A 23,396-nucleotide genomic window follows, 5' to 3' on the forward strand; every position below is an offset into this window, starting at 1 on the left:
GGTTCCCTGTTCTTGCGCCCTAGACCGGAATTGCATTGAAAGGCACGCCCTTGTCCGGGCGATAGTCCTGCGGCAAGCCCAATATCTTCTCAGCGATGGTATTGAGCAGCATTTCATCCGCCCCCCCAGCCAGCCGCATCGTCGGCGCACCCATCCAGCTAGTGGCCCAATCCGCCTTCGTATAGGCACCTTCTGCATAGGACAGGCCGCCTGCGCCTTGCAGGTCAAGTGCGAGTTCCGACAGCTTCTGGCGGCTGCGCACCGAAAACAGCTTGTTCAGCGAGCCTTCCGGCCCCGGCTCCATGCCCGCCTCCATCGCCAGCAGAGCGCGGCGGCGAATGGAATCGAGGCCCTGCCGCAGCGCGTGGTTGCGCGCGATGACCCCACGCACGCGCCCGTCCTCCAGCGCCGGGCGGCCATTGATAGTCAGCGGCCGGAGCGTTTCTATGAAAGCCTCGATAGGCGGGCCGAACCCGTCGGCGTCCGAGGCCGCATAGCGTTCGATCATCAGCGTCGCGATCGCCACCGAAAAGCCCTCGCCGACCGGGCCCAGCCGCTGGCTGTCAGCCATCGCAACGTCGTCGAAGAACACCTCGTTGCACTGAATATCGCCATTGGCGAGGCGGAACGGACGAACAGTCACCCCCGGCGCCTTCATGTCGATCCAGAAGAACGTCAGCCCCTTGTGCTTGGGTACGCTGGGATCGGACCGGGCGACGAGAATGCCGTAGTCCGAATACTGCGCGAACGTGGTCCACAGTTTCTGACCATTGACGGTCCAGCCCTGCTCGCCGCCTTCCGCCCTTGTGCGCAACCCGGCAAGGTCAGACCCCGCGGCCGGCTCGGAAAAGAGCTGGCACCAGATTTCCTCACCGCGCAGCGCGGCGATCACGCGCTCGCGCACCCAGGCCTTGTCCTCGCAATAGCGGATCAGGATCGGCAACGGCATCGCGGTCGAAACGCCGAAATAGCCGACCGGCATCGCCACCTGCATCTCCAGCGTGTCGAACAGCACCTTGTGCAGCCGCGAGAGCCCCTGCCCGCCGAATTCGGGCGGCAAGGTGATACCGGAAAAGCCAACATCGTACTTGGCGGCCATGTAGCGGCGGCCCACTTCGAGGTCCTCGTCCTGTGTCAGCCCGGCACGGGCCGCGAGGCCGAATTCGGGGACTGCCTGCGCGAGCCAGGCCCTGGCCCGTTCCTGCCATTCATCGAGCGCAATCATGCCGCCACTCCCGTCAGCCCGGTCACCAGCACATCCTCCCAGAACAGCCCGTTGCCCAGTTCGATCGCGAGGCTCCGGGCACGGCGCGTGTGGAGATGCAACGCACCTTCCCAGGTCACCCCGGTCCCGCCATGGATCTGCACCGCATCGCGCGCGGCGGTGTCGTAGGCCTCGGTCGCACTGAGGCGGGCGCAGGCCGCGGCTTCAAGGAATCCAGCCTGCCCTTGCAGAGAGGCGGCGTGGATGCAGTTGGCCCTCGCGATCTCGACGAGGCCGTAAAGCTCGGCGATGCGGTGCTTGACCGACTGGAACGCGCCAATGGGCTGGCCGAAGGCCTTGCGCTCCACCGCATAGTCCCGCGCGGCGAGCATCAGCGCCTCGGCCCCGCCCGTCTGCTCATGTGCGGCAAGCACCGCCATCTGCGCCTGCATCTCGAGCGCAAGGTCCCGTGCTGCGTCACCTTCCGCCAGCACCGTGGCAGGCAGGCCATGGAATCCCAGATTGGCGAACAGGCGCCCATTGTCGATGCTGTGGATCGCCGTTCGCTCCAGTTGTCCGGACACAGCCGCGTTCAGATCGGCCAACACCAGCACCGGTGTGCCGTCCCGCGATGCAGAAACCACGGCGATATCCGCCGCCAGAGCTCCTGCTACACCTGCCTTTTCGCCATGGAGGCCACCATCCCGGTATTCCACCTGCGGGCACAGCGGGATCGGATCGGTGCCTTCTGCGAACGCAATCGCTGCCCGCACCTCACCCTGCGCCAGCCGCGGCAGCCATGCGTCCTGCAAGGCCTCGTCCCCACAGGCCAGCAAGGCGCAGACGGCGCCATGGCCATAGGTCAGGAACGGCGCGCCGGAAATGACGCGCCCGGCCTCCTGCGCCACCAGTCCCAGTTCAGTGAGACCGAGCCCCAGCCCGTCGAAATCCTCCGGAACCGCGAGCCCGGTCCAGCCCTGCTCCACCGCCGTGCGCCAAAAGCCCTCGTCCCACTCACCGCAACGGTCCAGCACTTCCAGCAGCCGCGCCTTGTCCCTGCGCGCACCAAGGACACGGGCGGTTTCCGCCGCGATCTCCTGCTGGGTCTCATCATGGAGAATGGACATCCTGCTCCTCCCAATTTTGGTTCTTTGCCGCAGGGTATGGCACCACCCGTCCCCCTACAAGCACACGAAAGCCCCTGAACCCTGCAGTTCCACGGTAGCGCGCCGACGATAACCAAGCGCTTGCTACATTATTCGATACGCGTATGATCCGGGTCATAAAACCAAGGGAGAATCGCCATGGCCACTGCCGCTATCGACGCGCCGAAGGACCGGATCGACGCGCTGGGCATCAAGCTCATCAGCGCCGACAACCACGTCAACGAACCGCGCAACCTGTTCCTCGACCGCTTCCCCGCCCACCTCAAGGACAAGGCTCCGCGCGTGATCGTGGGCAAGGACGGCGGCGAAGGCTGGTCGATCGACGGCACCCCGCCCAAGCGCACTTACGGCCTCGAGGCGATGGCCGGGTTCGACAAGAAGGACTACCGCATGAGCGGGCTGCGCTACGACCAGCTGCGTCCCGGCAATTACAACGGGACCGAGCACTTGAAGGACATGGACATCGACGGCACCTGGGCCTCGGTAACCTATCCGGGCATGGGGCCGGTATTGTACACCCACCCGGACAAGGAAGTCGCTGCCGCAGGCTTCGTCGCCTACAACGACTGGATCCTCGACGATTTCCAGGCCTGCGACCCCAAACGGCTGTGCGGCCTTGCCATCAACCCGACCGAACTGGGCATTGAGCACGCCGTCGCCGAAATGAAGCGGGTGGCAAAAAAAGGATGCCGGGCCATGTACATACCAGGCAATCCTACGATCCCGTATAACCACCCCACGCATTACCACCCGGTCTGGCAGACGGCCGACGAACTGGGCATGACCTTGTGCATGCACCGCAACCACGGTGGCCCGCCCGATGCCACAGACTGGGACCGGCTGCAGGAGGACAAGGTCTCGATCGGCGGGATCGTCACGCGCTATTTCTCGTGCCTGCGTCCCTTCTCCTACCTGATCTTCGCCGGCGTGTTCGACCAGTACCCGAACCTGAAAATGGTCGGCGCCGAGGTCGACTGCGGCTGGGCGCCATTCTGGGTGCAGACCATGGAACACCACTGGGACATCCAGAAATCGTGGTTCCCGGTGAAGCTGAAGCACAGCCCGACCGAGTTCATCGGCAAGAACGTGTTCACCACCAATGTCGACGACTATGCAGGCTACCAGATGATCGGCACCGGCCTGTGGCCCTGGATGGCGGGCATGACGATGTTCTCCTCCGACTACCCGCACTCGGCAACGATCTAACGATCTGGCCGCATTCGCGCGATGTGGCCTTGAAGATGACCGAAGGGCTGAAGGAAGCGGATACCCGCAAGACGCTCAGCGAGAACGCGGCGCGGGTGTTCGGGTTCGATATTTCGTAGCGTCGCGATGCCCACGCCGGGCGATCCTCGGCCCCGTTCCGCCCGCGGGAGAGGCCCGAGGCGTGCCCGGCGTGAAGCCATCGGACCGGCGGCTCGTCAAGACGGCAGACAACAGAAAGCGGAACAGGTGTTCACTCGGGAAGCAGAGGACCTCTCAAAACCTTTTGAATAATCACGCGACGATGACAACAATTGATAATATTTCCTCGAGCAACTCATTACGGCAAGACACAAAACGGATTTTAACCAATTCCATGTAGAGCCCTCGAATTGAGAGTTAAGACTCGATGGAATTTCAGTTATGGCCGTCAGGAACATTCTAAAGGGATTCGGCCATCGGATCGGTCAGGAACGCTCCGCAGGGGCGAACGGAAGGCATGCGCCAATTCCTGCCCGAGAACGTCTCGCCTTGCTCGATGAATACGAAGCCCTCGGAATGGGCTGGCTGTGGGCCACGAACGAGCACGGCAACCTCGTTTACAGTTCCGACAGACTCCTCGACGCACTCGGGGTCGATGCGGCAAGTGCGCTCGGCCAGCCACTCGGAGACCTCGTCGAAACGGACCCGGACAAGCTCGACGAGAAATCGAGCCGCCCCCTCACCTTTCTGCTGGGCAGCCGGCTCAAGGTCACGGATCTGACGGTCCGACCGAAGGCCGGCAGCGGCAAGCGGCACGGCCAGCCGCTGTGGCTCTCGCTTTCAGGCAGGCCCAAGTTCGATAATGCCGGCAACTTCCAGGGCTACCGGGGCGGCTTCCGGGACATTACCGAGCAGTACCAGCGCGAACTGGACGAAATGCACCAGGCCATGTCCGATGCGCTGACAGGGCTGGCCAATCGCCACCGGCACAATGCGCAGCTCGATGGCTATCTGAGCGCCTTCAGCGCCGCGAAGCGAAGCTGCGCGCTGATCCTGCTCGATCTCGACCGCTTCAAACAGGTCAACGACACGATGGGGCACCCCGCCGGTGACGAACTGCTGCGCCAGGTTGCGGACCGGCTGCGCCGCATCGTGGGAGACAACGGCGAGATCGGCCGCCTCGGCGGGGACGAGTTCGCGATCATTCTTCCCGACATGGACGATCGCGGCAGGCTTGGCGAACTGGCGGACCGGATCATCCAGATCGTGTCCCAGCCCTATCCCATCGATGCCGAGAGAGCCGTCATCGGCACGTCTGTCGGCATCGCGGTAGCGCCACATGACGGCCTTGAACGTGAGCATCTCGTCAAGAGCGCCGACCTCGCGCTCTATGCCGCCAAGAAGGGCGGCCGGGGGCAGTTCCGGTTTTTCTCCGCCGACCTCAAGGACGAAAAGGTGGAGCGCCAGCTTCTTCTCGACGACTTGCGCAAGGCACTGGGCAGCGACGCGCTGCAATTGCGCTATCAGCCGGTGGTGAGGGCCGACGACAACGCCGTTGTCGGCTTCGAGGCCCTGATGCGCTGGGACCATCCGGAAAGGGGCGATGTGAGCCCCGAGATCTTCGTGCCGATTGCCGAAGAATCCGGATTGATCATCCAGATCGGCGAATGGGCGTTGCGCCGCGCCTGCATGGAAGCGCTGAACTGGCCCGAGAGCGTGCGCGTGGCGGTCAATGTCTCCGCCGTCCAGTTCGCGCATCCCGGTTTCGTCGCGATGGTCACGTCTGCCCTTGAGGAAAGCGGACTCGCCGCCGAACGGCTGGAACTGGAATTGACGGAAGGCATTTTCCTGGTCGACGGCGAAGCCGCCGAGCACACGTTCAAGACGTTGAAGGTCCTGGGGGTTCGCCTTGTCCTGGACGATTTCGGCACGGGTTTCTCGTCGCTGAGCTACTTGCGCACCGCGCCGTTCGACAAGATCAAGGTGGACAAGAGCTTCGTCGAGACATGCACGCTCAAGAAGCAGAACAGTCCGACCATCATCGCAGCGATCGTCGGCCTTGCCGATGCGATCGGCATGGAGACGACCGTCGAGGGTGTGGAGGCCTTCGACCAGTTGGAACTGGTCCGTGCGAAGGGCGCACGCTTCATCCAGGGGTGGCTCTATTCCAAGCCGCTGACGCCGGAGGAGATCGCGGAACAGGTCGGCCCCGAACAATTCAAGATTGCGCCTTCGGGGCCTGCCCGGCATCGCCCGGAGCGGCGCACCGTGATCCGCCGAATCGGCGTCATCCACGAAGATCACCGCTACGATGCCGTCATGCGCAGTATCTCGAAGACCGGCGCGATGATCGAGGGCCTGATGGGAGTGCCTGCCGGCACCGACGTCGTGCTGGATCTCGGCAGCGGCCAACTCGCCTATTCCACGGTCGTCCGATCGGAAGAGACCCGCTTCGTCGTCCAGTTCGAAACGCCGCTGGTCAGCGACGGGGCCGGCGGCCTGTGTACGCGCCACCGCGTATCGCCTTATGCCCTCGCCGCCGCCGGAATGCCGCTCGCGGCTCTGCCGCCGGGACTTTATCCTCTGGCGCTGGCCTGCGATATGCCCGCCAATCCGCCGCGCTTCATGCAAGTGGCCGCGAGAAAGCCAGTCGCGGAACCGGACGGCTATAGCGTGGCCAGATAAACTGCCGGTCGCGGAAGGGGCTGATTGCGGCCGTGGAGACAGCCTACCCGCGATCCGAGGCATGCCTCAACGAGCCCCAAATTCCGCCCGCCCGTTCGCGCGAATGCCGCGAGACTTGGCTAGCGTAGTCGCGGCGGGGTGGCCTGTTCAACATCCGCTCCCCCGGGACCTCCGCGCATTCAGCCCGGCACTTCTCCGCTCCGCCCCTCGCCCACCGGCCCGTTCGCCTCGATCCCCTCGATCACGAAGGTCGCGATGGCGTCGCGGATTTCCTCGTCGCTGGCGAGGCCCGGCGGGAACAGCCAGTCGCGGAACATCAGGTTGGCCAGCACCGCGGCAAAAGACACGCGCACCATCAGCTCGGCGGAAACCGGCGCGTCGGAGCCCATCCGCGAGCTCATCAGCGCCTTGCCTTTTTCAAAGTAGGCCTGCAGCCCTTCCAGCTCGGTGATCGCCCCGGTCGAGCCGGGCGAATAGGCGCTGGCCACGATCAGCGACATGAACATGCCCGAATGGCTGGACATGAAGTCCTGCAACTCGCCGATATATTGCCTGGCCAGGTCCTTGCCTTCGCGCCCCGCGCCAAGATCCGCGATACTGCGCGACTGGAAATCGCTGAAATGGCGGTTGAGCGGGGTGAAGATCGCGGCGCGGAACAGGTCCTGCTTGGATGCGTGGAAGCGGAAGATCTGCGCTTCGGTGACATCGGCCCGCCGCGCGATGGCGGCGGTCGTGGCACCGGAATAGCCCGACTGCTCGAACTCCTCGGCCGCGGCTTCGAGAATGCGGTCCGCCACTTCCTCGGACGTGCGCCGCCGGCGTCGGGGAGCCTTTGCGTCCGATTCCTGCTGTGCCAACCCGAGCCGCTCCTCTGATCCTGAAACTTCGTTCAACTCCGTCTATCGGCTGCGGGCGGCTCTGCCAAGTACACCGGCGCCAAGCAGACCGTTATCCCCCGGCCCGCCGTTGAAACCCGCTCACGCCATCCTAGATTCCCGGTGCACGCACGAAACAGGCATAATGGAGAGTAGAAACACGTGAACGGCATCAAGACGGCCATGCTGCTGGCGGCGCTGACGGCGCTGTTCATGGCGCTCGGCTACATGTTCGGCGGCACCGGCGGCGCGGGAATCGCGCTGATCGTGGCGGCGGGCATGAACCTGTTCACCTACTGGAACGCGGACAGCATCGTCCTGCGGATGCACAACGCGCGTGAAGTCGATGCCCGCAGCGCGCCCGAATTCTACGCGATTGTCGAAAGGCTGGCTCGCAATGCCGGACTGCCGATGCCGCGCGTCTACCTGATCGACACGCAGGCCCCCAATGCCTTTGCCACCGGCCGCAATCCCGAAAACGCCGCGGTTGCCGCGACCACCGGCCTGCTGTCCATGCTCAGCCGCGAGGAAGTGGCGGGGGTCATGGCGCATGAACTGGGCCATGTGCGCAACCGCGACACCCTGATCATGACCATGGTCGCGACGATCGCGGGCGCTATCTCGATGATCGCCAACTTCGGCCTGTTCTTCGGCGGCCACAGTGACAACCGGCCTCATCCGCTGGCGGCCATCGCGGCGGTGGTCATGGCGCCGTTCGCGGCGATGATCGTGCAGATGGCGATCAGCCGCACGCGCGAGTTCGGCGCGGACAAGGCCGGAGCAGAGATCAGCGGCAATCCCCGGGCGCTCGCCTCCGCGCTCGCAAAGATCGCCGGGCCCGCCGCGCACCTGCCCAACCCAGCGGTCGAGCGCAATCCGGCAACCGCGCAGCTCTATATCGTACCCTCGCATGTGTCGGAGCTGTTCTCCACTCACCCGGCGACCGAAAAGCGCATTGCCGCACTGATGGCGATGGGCGGAGGCGGCACGGCAGCTGCGGTTTCGGTGCCGCGCGCGGGAGCAGCGCCAAAGCGCTCGGCGCTCGACCCGAACCGCTTGCACTAGGAAATGTTTGTACCAGAGTGTACACCGCCAAGTGCCGCCCGCCGCTTGTCCCGGCGCGTAAAAGTGCGCCTATTTAGCGTGCCCGCGATGATCAGGCCGCCGTGCGGCATTGCCTCGCCTTCCCCGGACTGTACACTTATCCGATAACAACAGACTCACGATCAAAAGAGGTGTGGGAGTGCTCAAATCAGCTGACGGCGGCCTTCGGCCGGTACCGTTTCCGATCGACGATCCAGAGCGGATCCCGGCAAAGCGCTATTACGATGCCGAATTCTATCAGGCGGAGCTTGACCACCTCTGGCCGCACGCCTGGCAGATGGCGTGCCGGCTCGAACAGATTCCCGAAGTGGGAGACTGGGTCGAATACAGCAACGTCGGCAAGTCGGTCATCGTCGTGCGCACGGAAAGCGGCATCAAGGCCTGGCACAATGCCTGCCGCCACCGCGGCGTGCCCTTTGCAGGCGGCACCACGATTGGCTGCTCGCACGCCAGCGCGCACGGCAATTGCTCTAAGAAGGGCTTCGTCTGCCCGTTCCACGGCTGGCGCTGGAACATGGATGGCGAAAACACGCTCGTCTACGCCAAGCACATCTTCAGCGAGCGGCAGCTCGACGACGACATCAACCTCGTCCCCTGCCGCGTGGAAACCTTCGGCGGCTGCGCGTGGATCAACCACGACGACGATGCCCCGGCCCTGCGCGAAACGCTGGGTCCGGTGGCGGACCGGCTGGAAGCCAATGGCCTCGCCAACGTGCGCGCCGAATGGCACTACGGCACGGTGCTCCCGGCCAACTGGAAGATCGCCATGGAAGCCTTCATGGAAGGCTACCACGTGCTGCAGACACACCCGCAGCTGCACTACCGCACGCCGGAACTCTACACGGAACGCTACGGCGGCATCGACGATGTGAAGACCGCCCCAACGCCGACCAACATCGCGGAAATGATCGAAGCCCAGCTCGACGGCATGAAGCTGCTGAGCGACGGCATGGCCGGCATGATCCACGCCAAGGAAGTCGAAATCGCGCGCGGCGTGCCGATCGACAACCTGCCCGAAGACCCGATGCTGGCCATGCAGACCTGGTTCGGCATGGTGCTCGCGGCGATCACCCAGACCCTGCGCGAGCGGGGTGAGGACATTCCCGATCTGCTGGCGGTCAAGCAGTCCGATCCGGTCAATGCCGTGGAATTCCTGTTCCCGCATTACTTCCTGCTGCCGACCTTCACCTCGTTCTCGGCGTACCGCATCCGGCCGCTCGGCCCGGAAAGCTGCTTTTTCGAGATCTGGTCGCTGACCCATTTCCCCGAAGGCCAGGAGCCCGAGCCGGTCATGGAGCCGACCGTTCTGCCCTACGACAGCCCGGACTTCCCGCCGATCCCGCGCCAGGACTATTCGAACATTCCGATCCAGCAGGCAGGGATGCACGCCGACGGGTTCGAATTCATGCGCCTGTCTGGCGACGTCGAAGGCCTGATCAGCAACTACCAGCGCATCATCGACGGTTACCTTGCCGGACAGCCGGGCGAAAAGCTGGCCAAGGCCACCCACAAGCTCGGCAACAATTTCGACGGCAAGATCGAAGACCTCGGCTTCTGAACGAACGCCGCCGGGGCCACGGGCCACGCGGTCAGCCTCAAAAAAAGGGCGGTGGCAGGATTGCCATCGCCCTTTTTACTTGTCCGTCTCCGCCGGAGAATGAGGATGGCCCGCAGCGCCGGTTCACTGCGCCAGCGTCAAGCTCCGGCGGTCAGCGCCGCGACCAGCGCCTTGACCTTTTTCTGGCGCCACTGCGGCAGCGGTGCCACCAGCCAGTAGCCGCGGCGGCACGGTGTATCGATCGCAGTGACCGGGGCAGCGGGGAGACCCGCGGTCAGCAGAGCGGGTACGCGCACCTGCCCCAGCCCCGCCAATGCCGCGGCGATCGCCTGCCCGGCATCAGCGACCATGACCGGCGGCTTGTCCTCCTCCCCGTCGCTGTCGGCGGACGCGGCATCGCTGCCTTCCGGCGCGGGATCGCCCGGCCAGCCGATCCAGGGCCCTTCGCCAACCATGACCCAGTCCGGATCGCCCAGCGGCACGCCTTCCAGCTCGCCGGGCCCATCCGTCCAGCGCACGGCGATATCGAGATTGGCTTCGGTAAAATCGGTCATCTCGCCGTCCACCAGCACGAAGCGCACCTCCGGATTTTCCGCCCGGAACGCAGCGAGACGCGGCGCCAGCCAGGCAGCGAAGAATTCGCGCGGCGCGGCAATGGTATAGACGTGGCTCGACTGGCTGGCCTGCATCGCCTGAACCGCATCCTCGAAATGAAGGAAGCCGGTGCGAAGGGCAGCCAGGCCGGCCCCCGCCTCGTCGGTGAGTTCCAGCCCCTTGCTGGTGCGGCGGAACAGGACGACGCCGAGCAGGTCTTCCAGCGCGCGGATCTGCTGGCCCACGGCGGCAGGCGTCACCGCCAGTTCGTCCGCCGCGCGCGTGAACGAAAGATGCCGCGCGGCCGCGTCGAACACGCGAAGGGCGTTGAGGGGCAGATGCGTGCGCTTCATGCCGCTTCCCTATGCCGCACGGACGCGCAGGGCAACGAAGTTCCTGTTGCAGGGAAGAAACGGGGCACGAGAATACCGGGGTGCCGAGCTTGTGGCCAACCCTGCCTGCCGTCGAATCGCTCCTCACGGCGTGGCAAATCACCCTGCCGTGGCGGGGGCGGCCAGCGGGAAAAACGGAATCAGTGCCTTGAACTCCACACCATCGGTGCGACGGAAGGTGTAGTACCCCTCCATCGAACCCTGCGGCGTCGAGAGCGGACAACCCGAGACGTAGTCATGGCTGGCGCCGGGACGCAGCACTGGCTGTTCTCCCACCACGCCCTCGCCATCGACGACGCTGACATCGCCATTGCCATCGGTGATACGCCAGTGGCGCGAGATCAGCTGCATCGTGTGCGGCGTGTCGTTCTCAATGCGGATATGATAGACCCAGAACCACTTGCCCGCCTCGATGCGTGATTGCTCGGGCAGAAAATTGACGGCGACGCGAACCGTAACGCCATCAGTGAGTGCGGTATGCTGGAACAGTTCCTTCATGGTAGGAACAAGCCTAACGGCGAATCCGCGCACCTACAACCGCTTTGCTGTCCTGCGCTGTGCACGCCACCACGGCAGCGTCACAGGATCGAAGGAGCCGCGCATTCCAGGGCCCAGCGGAACCCTTCTGGCGGGTATTCGGTCACGATTTCGGCATCAAGCTTGACCCGCGGCACATCCACGATGATGCGCGTACCGAAGCCCTTGCGCTGCGGCTCGATGGCGGGCGGACCGCCCTCTTCCGTCCAGGCAATGCGAAAGCGGGCATCCCTGCCGTCCCCTTCGAGTGACCAGCCTATCGCGACTCGTCCCTCCGGCACCGAAAGCGCGCCATACTTGACGGCGTTGGTACCCATTTCATGGAACGCCATGGCCAGCGCCTCTGCCGCACCGGGAGAAAGCTTTACCTCCGGCCCCGCGGAGGTGATCTGCGCCCGTGCCTCGCCCAGCGAACGTAGCTGTGCCTCCACCATCTCTCGCACGGGAATGCGCGACCAGGCCCGCCGCACCAGCACGTCCTGATTCGCGGCAAGGCCGCGAATGCGTTGTTCCAGGCGGTCGATGAAGTCAGAGTTGTCGATGTCGGAACGCCGTGCCAGCGACTGAACCACTGCTAGCATGTTCTTGCTACGGTGGTTCACTTCCTGAAGCAGCAGCTCAATCTGCTCTTCCGCATCACGCATCTCGGTCACATCGGTATTGGTGCCGAACCAGTAGAGCAGCGCGCCATTCTCGTCCCGGATGGGCTTGGCGCGCGAAAGAAACCAGCGCCATTCCCCGTCCGCGCCACGTAGCGGAAAGGTGTCTTCCCAATCCTCTCCGGATTCGAAGTGGCTGGAGATCTTTTCAACCACGGCGTCCACGTGATCGGGATGATGCACCGCCTTCCAGCCCCAGCCTTCCATCTGCTCGAGCGTGGTGCCGGTGTAGTCGAACCAGCGCTTGTTGTACCAGAAGATCCAGCCGTCACTGTCGGCGATCCAGGCGAGCTGGCTCATGTTGTCGGCCAACAGGCGGAACCGGGCCTCGCTCAGGGCCAGTTGATCCTTGATGCTGATGCTCTCGGACATGTCGCGCGCGATCTTGCTGGCCGCGACCACCCTGCCCTCGGCATCGCGCACCGGAGACACGGTAACGGCGACGCTGACGAGGCTGCCGTCCTTGCGCTGGCGGAGCGTCTCGAACGAGGGCATCCGCTCGCCCCGGCTGATGCGGGCGATAATCGCGTCTTCCTCGTCCAGCCGGTCCTGCGGGATCAGGGTGCGCACATTGCGCCCGATGATCTCGTCGGCGGGCCAGCCGAAAATCCGTTCGGCGGCCGCGTTCCAGCTCAGGATGCGGCCATCCAGCGCCTTGCCTACAATCGCGTCGTCGCTCGATTCAACGATCGCGGCGAGCAGCGCCGCGGGATCCGCTCCGGGATCGATCGCGTTCAGAGACCGGCCTTGCTCAGGGCCTGGTCAAGGTCCTCGATCAGATCGTCGGCGTCTTCAAGGCCGACATTGATGCGCAGCATGCCTTCGCCGATCCCCATAGCTTCGCGGCCTTCCGGCCCCATGTTGTGGTGCGTCGTGGAGGCAGGATGGCACATCAGCGACCGAGAGTCTCCGATGTTGTTCGAGATGTCGATGAGCTGAAGCGCATCGAGCAGTGCATGAGCCTGCTCACGCCCGCCGTCGAGCACGAAGCTGAAGATCGGGCCGCAGGCATCCATCTGCTTCTGCGCGAGCGCCTGCTGCGGATGGCTGTCGAGCCAGGGATGCAGGATCACCGGCACGCGCCCTTCGAGGAATTGGCCGACCTTGAGCGCGTTCTCGCTCTGCTTCTTCGCGCGCAGGTCCAGCGTCTCCAGCCCCTTGAGCACGACCCAGGCGTTGAAGGGGGAAAGGTTCGGCCCGGTGTTGCGCTGGAACGGCAGCAGCTTGTCGTTGATGAATTCCTCGCTGCCGCAGACGGCACCCGCAAGCACGCGCCCCTGCCCGTCCATCAGCTTGGTAGCCGAATAGGCAACCACGTCGATGCCGAATTCCATCGGGCGCTGCAGCGCAGGCGAACAGAAGGCATTGTCGACGACAGTGGTGATACCATGGGCCTTGGCGATGTTTGCGATCGCTTCGAGATCTGCCACGTCCATCGTCGGATTGGCGGGGGTCTCGAAGAAGAACACCTTGGTGTTGGGGCGGATCGCGGCTTCCCACGCGGCGGTATCGCGCGCGTCGATGACGGTCACGTCGATGCCGAAGCGCGGCAGCAGGCTGTCGCCCAGCCAGCGGCAAGAGCCGAACGCGGCACGGGCCGAAACCATGTGGTCGCCCGCCGAAAGCTGGCACAGCAGCGCCGCTGTCATCGCCGCCATGCCCGAGGCCTGCGTCCGGCACGCCTCGGCACCTTCAAGCAGCGCGATCCGCTCTTCCAGCATCGCCACGGTCGGGTTCTGGAGGCGCGAGTAGGTCATGCCATCCTGCTCGCCGGCAAAGCGCGCGGCGACAGTCGCGGCGTCATCATAGGAATAGCCCGAGGTGAGGAAGAGCGCCTCGCTCGTCTCGCCCATTTCGGAACGCCAGGTGCCGCCGCGGATTGCGCGGGTGGCGGGGCGCCAGTTGCGGGTCTGGGTGCGGTCCTGTCCGGTCGTGCGTTTCATGATTTCGGCCTCTAGGAGCGCGTGGGGATCAAGGCAAGCGGTTGCCGTGCAAGCGCTCTTGCGGAGAGCCGCGTTCGTGCTATCCCGCACAACCAATGCCGCTATCCCCCCGACAAGCCCGAGACCCGATCGGCTGGTGCCTGGGCATCACCGCGCTTTTCCTCACGCTGGCGCTGTGGCGGCTGGAAATCCCGTCGGCATACTATTTCGACGAGGTGCACTATGTCCCGGCCTCGCTCAAGCTGCTGGACCTGATCCCCGCCAACCGCGAACATCCGATGTTCGGCAAGGAAGTGATCGCCGCCTGCATCCATTTCCTCGGCGACCGGCCGCTCGCATGGCGGCTGGGGCCGGTGCTTTTCGGCACGCTCGGCCTGTTCGGCTTCTCGCGCCTGATCTGGCATCTCTCGCGCCGCCGCGCGGCAACGCTGGCGGCCACCGCCCTGCTCGCGACCAACTGCATGTGGTTCATCCAGAGCCGCATCGCCATGCTCGACATGGTGGAAGCCGGGATGTGCATGGTAGGCCTATGGCAGTTCGCCGCGGCGCTGCGCGCCCGCTCGACCAGCGGCGCGCGCTTTCATCTGGTGCTGAGCGGCATAGCGCTCGGCCTTTCGCTCGGTGCGAAATGGAGCAGCGCTCCGGCGCTGATGATGCCTGGCCTCGCCTTCCTGATCCTGCGCATCCGCGAGCGCGGCGTGTTCATCGTCGGCCGCAAGGGCGCCGGGCCGATCAAGGGCGTTTCTCTGGCCGAGGCTGTGCTGTGGCTGGGTCTGTTGCCGCTGGCAGTGTACTGGCTGACGTTCCTGCCCGCGATGTTCTACAGCGACCGACCGGTGAACCCGCTCGATTTCATCGGCCACCACGAATACATGATCAGGCTACAGGACAGCGTGAAGAAGCCGCATCCCTACCAGAGCCTGTGGTATCAGTGGGTCGTGAACTGGCGGGCGATCTGGTACCTGTTCAAGGACGTGGACGGCGCCCAGCGTGGCATCGTCATGCTCGGCAATCCGTTCTCGATGCTCGCGGGGCTGGTGGCGCTGCTGTGGGGCCTGTGGGCCATGCTCATCCGGCGCCGCGCCGACGCGCTGGCGCTGATCGTGCTTTATGCCGCGTGCCTTGCCATGTGGGCGCTCAACGGCAAGCCGGTGCAGTTCTACTACCACTACCTGCTGCCGGGCGCCTTCCTGATGGGGCTGATGGGCCTGTGGCTCGACGTGCTGTGGCAGCGCCGATACCGCTGGCGCTGGGTGGCGACGGGCTCGATGGCGCTCTCGCTGCTGATGTTCGCGGTGTTCTACCCGATCATCTCTGCCGCCCCGCTGCCCTACAAGGACGCCTACAACCTGTGGATGTGGCTGCCGAGCTGGCGTTAGAGGACCAGGACAGCCAACACCGCGCAGAGAATTTCATCCAACCGGTGGGAGCCCCGAGCAAGCGCTGGCCCTAGCGGCCAGCTGCGATCGGGACGCCGATTTGCCAAGCCGCATGGACAAAAAGCCGCAGGCAAGCAGGCGTAAACATCGATAACGTTGTTCTGACAGCACCGGGTTTTCCCCGACGCTGTCTAAGGTTTGTCCCGATCATGACCTGCTGGTCCAGAGCCTAGAACTACCGCCTACATCCTCGACAGGAGAGTTCCATGCCCAAGGCCAAGCCCAACATACTTGTCATCTTCGGTGACGATATCGGCTATTGGAACGTCAGTTCCTTTGGCGGCGATACAATGGGCGTATCGACGCCCCACATCGACAGCATCGGCGAGGACGGGATCAAGCTCACCTCATTCTATGCCCAGCCCTCTTGCACGGCAGGGCGGGCCGCTTTCATCACTGGTCAGATGCCTGCGCGCACCGGCCTTACGACTGTGGGCTGTGCCGGTGCGCCGCAAGGCATGTCCGACAAGGACCCGACGATCGCGCAAATCCTCAAGATGCATGGCTATGCCACCGCGCAGTTCGGCAAGAACCACCTTGGCGACCGCGAGGAACACCTGCCGCACCGTCACGGCTTCGACGAGTTCTTCGGCAACCTCTATCACCTCAACGCCAACGAGGATCCGGAAGATCCGGACCGCCCGCAGACCAGGGAATTTGCAGACCAATGGAACGTGCGCGGCATGGTGTCGGGCACAGCCGATGGCCCGACCAAGGACGAGGGGCCACTGACGACCGAACGCATGAAGACGCTGGACGACGAAATCGTCGCCAAGTCGTGCAATTTCATGGAACGGCAGGTCAAGGCGGATACGCCCTTCTTCATCTGGCACTGTGCGAGCCGCATGCACGTGTTCACGCACCTGCTGGATGAACGAAAGGGCGTTTCCCGCGCTTCGCAGGCTGACATCTACGGCGATGGCCTTGCCGAGCACGACGGACACGTTGGCCAGCTTCTCGCCAAGCTGGACGAACTGGGCATCACCGAGGATACTATCGTCGTCTACACCACCGACAACGGTGCCTACCAGTACATGTGGCCCGAGGGTGGTACCTCGCCGTTCCGCGGCGACAAGGGCACGACCTGGGAAGGCGGCGTGCGCGTGCCCTGCGTGATCCGCTATCCGGGCAAGATCCCGGCCGGGCAGGTCAGTTCCGAAATCGTTGCCATGGAGGACTTCTTCATGACCTTCGCGGCGCTTGTCGGTATGCCGGACATCGACAAGAAGCTGAAGCAGGGCGTCGAGCACGAGGGCAAGAAGTACAAGGTCCACCTTGACGGCTACGACCAGACCGCGCTGTTCACCGGCAAGGGCCCCTCGGCGCGCAAACACTATTTCTACTACGACGAGACCAATCTGGCCGCAGTCCGCTATGGCCCGTGGAAGGTGACGATCGCGGCGAAGATGGAAGGCAAGTGGGACAACCCGCTGGTCCATCTCGGACGGCCGATGATTACGAATATCCTGATGGACCCGTTCGAACGGCAGTGGGGCGACGTCAACCGCAAGCTGGCCGAGCACAAGGGCTGGGTCTTGCTGCCGATCATCGACTTCATGACCAAGCACGTGATGACCTTCGCGGAATTCCCGCCACGGCAGGAGGCGATGTCTGGTGACTTCTCGAAGCTGATCGAGAAGTTCAAGGAACACGCGTCGCAGGATTAATGACCGGTAGCGCTGCGGGAAGAGCCCTGCAGCGGATGCTGCAGGTCAATAGTTGGACGTCCGCAATGTCGGCGTGTCCGGCAAGTCCGCTTTGGCATCGGTATCTGCCATGGCAGCCTGCATTATTACCGCCAGCGCCTGGGCATGCCGGAACCTCCCTGCCCCACAGGAGACAGGGAGGCTGCCATCCAGCTCACGCCGGGATACGATGCCTTTCGTCGCCATGGGCGAGCATGTCTTCCCAGTTGGCCAGCGTCATCGCCGAAAGGTATTCGGCCTGCATCTCGTCGGTCAGCACTTCGAGCATGCGGTCGCCCTCGATCCACATCTCGATGACGCCGAACGCGCCGCCGCGCTTGCGGTACTTGGCGGGCCAGCCCTCGCGCATAGCGATCGTGAAGACACCAGCCTGATCGAGCTTGGTCGCCATGGCAAAGTGAGTCGAACTCAGGCGGTCATAGCCCGGCACGCCGACGGCATCGGCGTCGCCCTGTGCCTCGACCAGTTCGGTGCCGCGCGGATAGACTTCTACAAGGGTGTTGCGGTCATCGCCTGCGTGGGCGACCCAGCTGCCCTGCGCGACCGGCGGAAACGGCGTGGCCTTGCCGCCCAGCAGCTCCGCCAGCACCGTGGCGACGCGCTGCGGATCGCGCGCATCGATGGAAACGTGAAAGATCATCAAACTTCTCCCGCTTATGTGGTCGCGGGCGAAGAGACGATTACTTTGCGATTCTCAAAACGATTCCGGCAAACGACTTACCGGAACCGACGAACGGCAACTAGTGGTCAGTACTTTCCCCAGACGAACTTGGACGAGAGCGCGAAGTTCCAAACCGAACCGAGAATAATGCCGGTCACAACGGCGATCACATCATGGATGCCGATCGTCTTGAGGACCGCCGCGGAGCCGACGTTGGTGAGGAGCCCCAGCGAGCATGTCACGCCGAACTGGGCCCAGCCGCGCATCAGCGGGCCGAACCCGCGCAAGCGCTTGTCCGAATAGGTCAGTTCATTGTTGAGGACGAAGTTGAACGTCATCGCGATGACGGCGGCCAGCGTGTTCGCCGTGTTGAACGTGGTGCTTTCAGACCAGTTTCCGTAGACGAAACGCTCGCCAAAGATGTGATGAAGCAGCACCCACAGTGCGCCGAGCTGCACCAGCACGCCCAGTCCGCCCACAGTGCCGAACAGCGCGAAGCGGGTCGGGATGATGCGGCCAAGCCACTTATCGTAAAGGCCCACGAGGAATTCGAACACGACGGTCTGGTCCAGCTTGCTTTCGCCTTCCGCACGGGCGGCGAAGTTGAGGGGAAATTCCTTGACGCGCAGCGGCCGGTCGACCGTGGCAAGAATGTCGAGCAGGATCTTGAAGCCGACGCCTGACAGGCGATGCGCATCATTGCGCAGGGTTTCCGTGCGCAGCATGAAAAAGCCGCTCATCGGATCGGTCAGTTCGACGCCTGTCACCTTGTTGGCGATCCTGTTGGCAAGGCCCGAAGCCTTCACCCGGTCCGGTCGCCCCCATGCCTCGGTGCTGGCCCCTTCGGCAAAGCGCGAGGCATACGCGAGATCGTATTCGCCGGACGTCACCGCCATCAGCATCTGCGGCAGCAGTTCCGGATCGTGCTGGTGGTCCGCATCCATTACCGCGACGACCGGCGCCGCGGTGGAGCACATGCCCTCGATCGCTGCGCTGGCAAGGCCGCGGCGCCCGATGCGCTGGATGCAGCGCACGCGCGGGTCGGTCAACGACAGCCGGCGCGCCTCGTCCGAGGTGCCGTCCGGACTGTTGTCGTCGACGAAGATGACTTCCCACGCGATGTCCGCGAGCGCCTTTTCGAGACGGGCGATCATGGTCGCCACGTTCTTGCGTTCGTTATAGGTCGGCAGCACCACCGCCAGTTCGAGCGGACGACTGGCAACAGCTGCGGCAGCATCCGCCGCCTGGGCAAGGTCGGAACTGGTAATCTTCATGCCCCCGTATTTACGCGTTGAATTTCAAGAAGGCCTTATTAGAGACGTTCGACCACCGCGCCACCGATTTCCCGCGTGCCGGCCGAGCCGCCCAGATCGCCGCCCTTTACGCCTGCCGCCAGTGCCGCTGCAACGGCATTTTCAATACGCACCGCCTGCTCTTCGAGGCCGAACGAGTGGCGCAGCAGCATGGCAGCGGAGAGGATCGTCGCCATCGGATTGGCCAGATTCTTGCCCGCGATGTCGGGCGCGGAGCCATGGATGGGCTCGTAAAGACCATAAGTGCCCTCAGCGAGGCTCGCCGACGCCAGCAGGCCGATCGAGCCAACGCACATGCTCGCCTGATCGCTCAGGATGTCACCGAAGAGATTGCCGGTCACGATCACGTCGAACTGGCCGGGGTTCTTCACCAGTTGCATCGCCGCGTTGTCGACATACATGTGGCTCAATTCGACTTCGGGGTATTCCTTCGACACCTCGATCACCACGTCGCGCCACAGTTGCGAGGTTTCCAGCACGTTGGCCTTGTCCACCGAGCACAGCTTTTTCGAACGGCCCATCGCGGCGGTGAAGCCGGTGTGGGCGATGCGGCGCACTTCGTCCTCAGCATAGGACATCATGTCCCAGCCCTGACGGCGGCCGTCGGGCAGCGTGCGCGTCCCCTTCTCGCCGAAATAGACGTCTCCATTGAGTTCGCGCACGATCAGCAGGTCGATCTGGCTCGCGACTTCCGGGCGCAGCGTGGTCAGGTCCTCAAGGCCCTTGAATACGCGCGCGGGGCGCAGGTTGGCGAAAAGGCCCAGTTCCTTGCGCAGGCCCAGTACCGCCTGCTCGGGACGCAGGTGACGGTCGAGATGATCGAGCGAGAAATCGCCCACGGCTCCGAACAGGATCGCATCGGCCGAGCGCGCGATGTCCAGCGTTTCGGCGGGCAACGGGTGGCCGTGCTTGCGGTAGGCCGCGCCGCCGACATCCCCTTCGACCAGATCCAGCGCTTCAAGACCGAGCTTTTCGAGGACACGCACGGCCTGTTCGGTCACTTCAGGGCCGATGCCGTCACCGGCGAAAACCGCGATGCGCAGGGAGTTCTTCGTCATGATAGTCAGCCTTCGATCCGCTTCAGCCGCTCGCGCAGCAAGTCGCGCGCCGCCATAACGTCTCTGCGGCGATCGGCAAGCGGGTAGCGCGCCAATTCGCGCCCAATGCGGTCAAATGCGTCGAGAATCGCGCCCCAGTCGGACTGGTCGGGGCGCTGCACCGGCACCCCATAACCCAGCTCGCGCAGCAGCAGCACTTCATAGGACAGCAGCGCCATGGCCCAGCCGCGCGCGGACGGCGCCATGCACACCGCCTCGATCAGGCCGGACAGCGCCTCGTAAAGCGCCGAATAGGGATGCCGCTCGGGCAAGGTTGAGGCAGTAAGCGCCGTCACCCAGGCGATTGCGGCAGCAGGCAGTGGCTCGGTCAGCCAGGGCCCGCGGCTCTGAAGCAGTTCGACGCGGGCGAAGGGAAGCTGGGTTTCGGCTTTCGAGCGGACATCCGCCTCAACCAGGTTGCCAGGGATCAGCACCGGGCGCAGCTGCCTGCCCCTGCCCCCGGCGACATAGGCCGCGACAAGCCCGTGGTCCGCCGTCAGCAGCCGGGCGATAACGGCCGTCTCACCGTGCGGATGGGTGGCACAGACAAGAGCGGGCGCGCGGAAATGCATGGGGTCTGTTTGGTCGGTTGCCGGTCAGGCCGCAACCGCGGCGTTTATCACATCCTTCGACAAGCTCAGGATGAACGGATTTTGGAGGATCAAGGAATCGCTACGGAAACCGCTCATGCTGAGCCTGTCGAAGCACCAGCAGGCGGGCGCAGTGTCAGCCGCCGGCGTTGAGCTTCGCTTCGATCGCGTCCAGCCGGGACTTGAGCTCCTCAGCCTCTGCGCGAGCAGTCGCGGCCAAGTCCTTTACGGCCTCGAACTCCTCGCGGCTGACGAAGTCCATGTCCCCCATGAACTCCTTGAACCGCTCGCGCGCATTATCGCGGGCTTCGCGCCCCATGCCGGCCAGCGTGCCGGCAGCGCTGTTCATCATCTTGGCGAAATCGGCGATGAAGGGGTTTTCGCTTTGCATGGTGCCTAGATGGAACTCTGTGCGCCCAAGCGCAAGAGGAGATCAGATCTGGTAACGCACCACCGCGCCATTCCCGTCAACGCCGTCCATCGTGGGGTTGGCCTCGAGGAACGCGTAGTTGAGGTACGTCGCGAAAAGCAGCCAGAGCACATAAGGCACCAGCAGCAATGCAGCGACCGGCCGGACCTTGCTGAACAGATAGACCGTAGCCAGCGCCGCGACATCGAGCGCCGCGATCACGATCAGCCCGCCGGTCAGCTGGTGGGCACCGAAGAACACGGGTGACCACGCCAGATTGAGCAGGAACTGCAAGGCGAAGCCGATCACCGCCGGACCACGTGCCCGCGCGCCGCGCGCGGACAGTATCATCGCCAGCGCCAGCCCCATCAGGACGTAAAGCGCGCTCCACACGATTCCGAACACCTGCGGAGGCGGATAGGCCTCCGGCTTGACGAGGGCGGCGAACCACGGATTTTGCGGTCCGCTCTGCGCAGCCGTTCCGGACAGGAACCCGAGAAGGAGGATCACCGGAACGCAAACAAGAGCCCAACGGATGAAACTGGCACGCAACTGGCCCGAAGAGGCGAGCAGGGTCATTTCGCTTAACTACTCCCGAATCACTTGGCAGCCACGGAGACGGCGCGTTTTGTGCAGGCGCGAAGCCCAAGGCGCAATCGTCTGCTAACAATCAATTACCGCGCCGTGCCGAAACGAGAAACTCTACATTGCCTTCGGGTCCCTTGATCGGACTTTCGACAATGCCCTGAATTTCCCATCCCTCGCCTTCCAGCCAGCCGCGAACTTCGCCGCAGACACGTTGATGCAACGCCGGATCACGGACCACGCCGCCCTTGCCCACCTCGTTGCGCCCGACCTCGAACTGCGGCTTGATCAGCGCGACAAGCCGGCACGATGGCGCAGCCAGACGCAGCGGCACCTCCAGAACCTTGGCAAGACCTATAAAGCTCGCATCGCACACCACCCAGTTACACGGAGCATCAATTAGCTCTGGTGTCAGAATGCGGGCGCTGGTCTTTTCGAGCACGGTCACGCGCGGATCCTGCCGCAGTTTCCAGGCGAGCTGGTTGGTGCCCGAATCGACCGCAAATACACGGGCCGCCCCCCTGGTCAGCAGCACGTCGGTAAAGCCGCCGGTGGAACTGCCGATGTCCATGGCCACGGCACCGGCGGGGTCGAGATCGAAATGCTCGATCGCATGGGCCAGCTTGATGCCGCCGCGCGAAACCCAGGGATGATCGCGTCCGCGCACTTCCAGCGGAGCATCGGACTTGATGCCCTGCCCTGGCTTGGAGACCTTCGTTTCGCCCGAATACACCAGACCGGCCAGCACCAGCGCCTGCGCGCGGGTGCGGCTTTCGGCAAGACCGCGGTCGACCAGCAGCTGATCGACGCGGATCTTGGCCGACGCGCGGCTTTTTTCGACAGGACGAGGGGCGGACGGGTCAGTCATCTGGGCTTGCATACTTGAGGTGGGGCGCGTGTCATTCCATACCGGGGGCATGATGGCAAATCCGCGCAGCCGCGCCACCACTCTTCGCGTCCTTACTCTCACGGTGCTGGTCGCCGTGCCAATGCTGGGAGGCTGCGTACCGCAGCCGCCAAAACCAGCCCCGACACCAGCCCCCACGGCCACCGCACGCCCGACCCCGCAGCCCGTGCCTGCCGCCCCCTCTCCGGACTGGCGGGACCGGCCCGAAACCCCGGGCAACTGGAACTGGGCGCTCTCGGATTCTGGATCTGACGCGGTCTTCGCGAACGGGCATTTCATCATGCATTGTGACCCGGCGCGGCAGACCATCACACTGCTACGTTCCGCCAGCTCAGCAAGCGGGCAGGTCACGATGACGATCCGCACCAGCGAAACGGTCCGCTCACTGCCGGCGGTCCCGGTCGCAGGCGGCGTGGGGGTGACGCTCTCCGCACGTGATCCACTGCTCGATGCCATGGCCTTCAGCCGGGGGCGCTTTGCCGTGGAGGCAGCAGGCACTCCTCCGCTTTACATTCCGAGCTGGGCTGAAGTGTCACGAGTCATAGAAGACTGCCGGTAAGCCCGGTCACTGCCTGAAATACCGAATTTCGCTGCTGCTTCAGGCCGCACTTCACTGCGCCCCGAACCGTGCCTGCAAATCACCGCACAGCTGGGGAAAACTGGCCGGAAGCCAAGATAATGACGGCAAAAAAAATGATTGCAAGACTTGTTGTGCGCTGCGGAATCAGACACACATTGGCTCAGGACGACGAGACCCGGGAAACGCGCCCGGGGGAACTCGAAGTCC

The 23,396-nt window shown here is 64.1% G+C and carries 21 protein-coding genes; 7 read left to right on the plus strand and 14 right to left on the minus strand.

Annotated elements, in window-relative coordinates; translation table 11 throughout:
- Positions 1-19: 19 nt before the first annotated feature.
- Both MTR64_RS13235 and MTR64_RS13240 read right to left on the minus strand, forming a co-directional pair.
- Positions 20-1,225 carry an acyl-CoA dehydrogenase family protein gene (locus tag MTR64_RS13235; RefSeq protein WP_243994554.1) on the minus strand — a complete coding sequence of 402 codons (1,206 nt, stop codon included), beginning with the start codon at positions 1,223-1,225 and terminating at the stop codon, positions 20-22.
- Positions 1,222-2,331, minus strand: a complete 1,110-nt coding sequence (locus MTR64_RS13240) for an acyl-CoA dehydrogenase family protein (protein ID WP_243994555.1) — start codon at positions 2,329-2,331, stop codon at positions 1,222-1,224. The genes MTR64_RS13235 and MTR64_RS13240 overlap by 4 nt, the downstream gene beginning before the upstream one ends.
- A 537-nt stretch (positions 2,332-2,868) precedes the next feature.
- Between MTR64_RS13240 and MTR64_RS13245 the strand changes: the two genes are divergently transcribed.
- Together MTR64_RS13245 and MTR64_RS13250 are read left to right on the plus strand one after the other, a co-directional pair.
- Positions 2,869-3,576 (plus strand): amidohydrolase family protein, encoded by a 708-nt coding sequence (locus MTR64_RS13245; protein ID WP_243994584.1) that lies wholly within the window; start codon positions 2,869-2,871, stop codon positions 3,574-3,576.
- 528 nt (positions 3,577-4,104) lie between these two features.
- Positions 4,105-6,240, plus strand: coding sequence for an EAL domain-containing protein (locus MTR64_RS13250; protein ID WP_243994556.1), 2,136 nt, complete (start codon positions 4,105-4,107; stop codon positions 6,238-6,240).
- A 179-nt stretch (positions 6,241-6,419) separates the two neighbouring features.
- Here the strand turns inward: MTR64_RS13250 and MTR64_RS13255 are convergent, their stop codons facing one another.
- Positions 6,420-7,097 carry a TetR/AcrR family transcriptional regulator gene (locus tag MTR64_RS13255; protein WP_243994557.1) on the minus strand — a complete coding sequence of 226 codons (678 nt, stop codon included), beginning with the start codon at positions 7,095-7,097 and terminating at the stop codon, positions 6,420-6,422.
- 180 nt (positions 7,098-7,277) lie between these two features.
- On the opposite strand from MTR64_RS13255, the gene htpX reads away from it, so the two are divergent.
- Positions 7,278-8,180 carry a zinc metalloprotease HtpX gene (gene htpX / locus MTR64_RS13260; RefSeq protein WP_243994558.1) on the plus strand — a complete coding sequence of 301 codons (903 nt, stop codon included), beginning with the start codon at positions 7,278-7,280 and terminating at the stop codon, positions 8,178-8,180.
- A 178-nt stretch (positions 8,181-8,358) separates the two neighbouring features.
- Entirely contained in the window at positions 8,359-9,777 is a 1,419-nt protein-coding gene (locus MTR64_RS13265) for an aromatic ring-hydroxylating oxygenase subunit alpha (RefSeq protein WP_243994559.1), read from the plus strand.
- Between the two features lie 137 nt (positions 9,778-9,914).
- On the opposite strand, the gene MTR64_RS13270 is transcribed toward MTR64_RS13265, so the two are convergent.
- The 4 genes from MTR64_RS13270 to MTR64_RS13285 all read right to left on the minus strand — a co-directional run bounded on the left by MTR64_RS13270 (position 9,915) and on the right by MTR64_RS13285 (position 13,902).
- Positions 9,915-10,724 (minus strand): LysR family transcriptional regulator, encoded by an 810-nt coding sequence (locus tag MTR64_RS13270; protein WP_243994560.1) that lies wholly within the window; start codon positions 10,722-10,724, stop codon positions 9,915-9,917.
- Positions 10,725-10,862: 138 nt separating this feature from the next.
- Positions 10,863-11,261 (minus strand): Co2+/Mg2+ efflux protein ApaG, encoded by a 399-nt coding sequence (apaG, locus tag MTR64_RS13275; protein ID WP_243994561.1) that lies wholly within the window; start codon positions 11,259-11,261, stop codon positions 10,863-10,865.
- 80 nt (positions 11,262-11,341) lie between these two features.
- The gene (locus MTR64_RS13280) at positions 11,342-12,697 is read right to left on the minus strand and encodes a PAS domain S-box protein (RefSeq protein WP_268740907.1); all 1,356 of its coding nucleotides are present in this window, start codon (positions 12,695-12,697) and stop codon (positions 11,342-11,344) included.
- Complete coding sequence (locus MTR64_RS13285; RefSeq protein ID WP_243994562.1) at positions 12,694-13,902, minus strand: trans-sulfuration enzyme family protein; 1,209 nt, start codon at positions 13,900-13,902, stop codon at positions 12,694-12,696. Before MTR64_RS13285 ends, MTR64_RS13280 begins: the two co-directional genes overlap by 4 nt.
- 95 nt (positions 13,903-13,997) lie before the next feature.
- Between MTR64_RS13285 and MTR64_RS13290 the strand changes: the two genes are divergently transcribed.
- Together MTR64_RS13290 and MTR64_RS13295 are read left to right on the plus strand one after the other, a co-directional pair.
- Entirely contained in the window at positions 13,998-15,281 is a 1,284-nt protein-coding gene (locus tag MTR64_RS13290) for a phospholipid carrier-dependent glycosyltransferase (protein ID WP_243994563.1), read from the plus strand.
- Positions 15,282-15,547: 266 nt separating this feature from the next.
- Positions 15,548-17,008, plus strand: a complete 1,461-nt coding sequence (locus MTR64_RS13295; protein WP_243994564.1) for an arylsulfatase — start codon at positions 15,548-15,550, stop codon at positions 17,006-17,008.
- 193 nt (positions 17,009-17,201) lie between these two features.
- On the opposite strand, the gene MTR64_RS13300 is transcribed toward MTR64_RS13295, so the two are convergent.
- From MTR64_RS13300 to MTR64_RS13330, 7 genes are all read right to left on the minus strand, one after another.
- Positions 17,202-17,687 carry a hypothetical protein gene (locus MTR64_RS13300; RefSeq protein ID WP_243994565.1) on the minus strand — a complete coding sequence of 162 codons (486 nt, stop codon included), beginning with the start codon at positions 17,685-17,687 and terminating at the stop codon, positions 17,202-17,204.
- Between the two features lie 107 nt (positions 17,688-17,794).
- On the minus strand, positions 17,795-18,982 hold the full coding sequence (locus MTR64_RS13305; RefSeq protein ID WP_243994566.1) for a glycosyltransferase: 1,188 nt from the start codon (positions 18,980-18,982) through the stop codon (positions 17,795-17,797).
- A 38-nt stretch (positions 18,983-19,020) separates the two neighbouring features.
- Positions 19,021-20,064, minus strand: coding sequence for a 3-isopropylmalate dehydrogenase (gene leuB / locus MTR64_RS13310; protein WP_243994586.1), 1,044 nt, complete (start codon positions 20,062-20,064; stop codon positions 19,021-19,023).
- Between the two features lie 20 nt (positions 20,065-20,084).
- A complete protein-coding gene (gene recO, locus MTR64_RS13315; protein ID WP_243994567.1) occupies positions 20,085-20,690 on the minus strand; it encodes a DNA repair protein RecO in 606 nt (201 codons plus the stop codon).
- Between the two features lie 154 nt (positions 20,691-20,844).
- On the minus strand, positions 20,845-21,099 hold the full coding sequence (locus MTR64_RS13320; RefSeq protein WP_243994568.1) for an accessory factor UbiK family protein: 255 nt from the start codon (positions 21,097-21,099) through the stop codon (positions 20,845-20,847).
- A 42-nt stretch (positions 21,100-21,141) separates the two neighbouring features.
- Positions 21,142-21,696 (minus strand): TspO/MBR family protein, encoded by a 555-nt coding sequence (locus MTR64_RS13325; protein ID WP_243994569.1) that lies wholly within the window; start codon positions 21,694-21,696, stop codon positions 21,142-21,144.
- Positions 21,697-21,787: 91 nt separating this feature from the next.
- On the minus strand, positions 21,788-22,570 hold the full coding sequence (locus MTR64_RS13330; protein ID WP_243994570.1) for a TlyA family RNA methyltransferase: 783 nt from the start codon (positions 22,568-22,570) through the stop codon (positions 21,788-21,790).
- Between the two features lie 49 nt (positions 22,571-22,619).
- Between MTR64_RS13330 and MTR64_RS13335 the strand changes: the two genes are divergently transcribed.
- Positions 22,620-23,168 (plus strand): hypothetical protein, encoded by a 549-nt coding sequence (locus MTR64_RS13335; RefSeq protein ID WP_243994571.1) that lies wholly within the window; start codon positions 22,620-22,622, stop codon positions 23,166-23,168.
- Positions 23,169-23,396: the final 228 nt, after the last annotated feature.

The sequence above is a fragment of the Novosphingobium album (ex Hu et al. 2023) genome (genome assembly GCF_022832385.1).
GTDB classification, from domain to species: Bacteria; Pseudomonadota; Alphaproteobacteria; order Sphingomonadales; family Sphingomonadaceae; genus Novosphingobium; species Novosphingobium album.

Bases quoted from the DNA above. Each gene is read 5' to 3' on its own strand.
- MTR64_RS13305 (WP_243994566.1), bottom strand. From the start codon at position 18,982: ATGAAGATTACCAGTTCCGACCTTGCCCAGGCGGCGGATGCTGCCGCA.
- MTR64_RS13290 (WP_243994563.1), top strand. From the start codon at position 13,998: ATGCCGCTATCCCCCCGACAAGCCCGAGACCCGATCGGCTGGTGCCTG.
- MTR64_RS13335 (WP_243994571.1), top strand. From the start codon at position 22,620: ATGATGGCAAATCCGCGCAGCCGCGCCACCACTCTTCGCGTCCTTACT.
- MTR64_RS13295 (WP_243994564.1), top strand. From the start codon at position 15,548: ATGCCCAAGGCCAAGCCCAACATACTTGTCATCTTCGGTGACGATATC.
- MTR64_RS13240 (WP_243994555.1), bottom strand. From the start codon at position 2,331: ATGTCCATTCTCCATGATGAGACCCAGCAGGAGATCGCGGCGGAAACC.
- MTR64_RS13330 (WP_243994570.1), bottom strand. From the start codon at position 22,570: ATGACTGACCCGTCCGCCCCTCGTCCTGTCGAAAAAAGCCGCGCGTCG.
- MTR64_RS13325 (WP_243994569.1), bottom strand. From the start codon at position 21,696: ATGACCCTGCTCGCCTCTTCGGGCCAGTTGCGTGCCAGTTTCATCCGT.
- MTR64_RS13285 (WP_243994562.1), bottom strand. From the start codon at position 13,902: ATGAAACGCACGACCGGACAGGACCGCACCCAGACCCGCAACTGGCGC.
- MTR64_RS13300 (WP_243994565.1), bottom strand. From the start codon at position 17,687: ATGATCTTTCACGTTTCCATCGATGCGCGCGATCCGCAGCGCGTCGCC.
- recO (WP_243994567.1), bottom strand. From the start codon at position 20,690: ATGCATTTCCGCGCGCCCGCTCTTGTCTGTGCCACCCATCCGCACGGT.
- MTR64_RS13245 (WP_243994584.1), top strand. From the start codon at position 2,869: ATGGGGCCGGTATTGTACACCCACCCGGACAAGGAAGTCGCTGCCGCA.
- MTR64_RS13235 (WP_243994554.1), bottom strand. From the start codon at position 1,225: ATGATTGCGCTCGATGAATGGCAGGAACGGGCCAGGGCCTGGCTCGCG.
- apaG (WP_243994561.1), bottom strand. From the start codon at position 11,261: ATGAAGGAACTGTTCCAGCATACCGCACTCACTGATGGCGTTACGGTT.
- MTR64_RS13270 (WP_243994560.1), bottom strand. From the start codon at position 10,724: ATGAAGCGCACGCATCTGCCCCTCAACGCCCTTCGCGTGTTCGACGCG.
- MTR64_RS13320 (WP_243994568.1), bottom strand. From the start codon at position 21,099: ATGCAAAGCGAAAACCCCTTCATCGCCGATTTCGCCAAGATGATGAAC.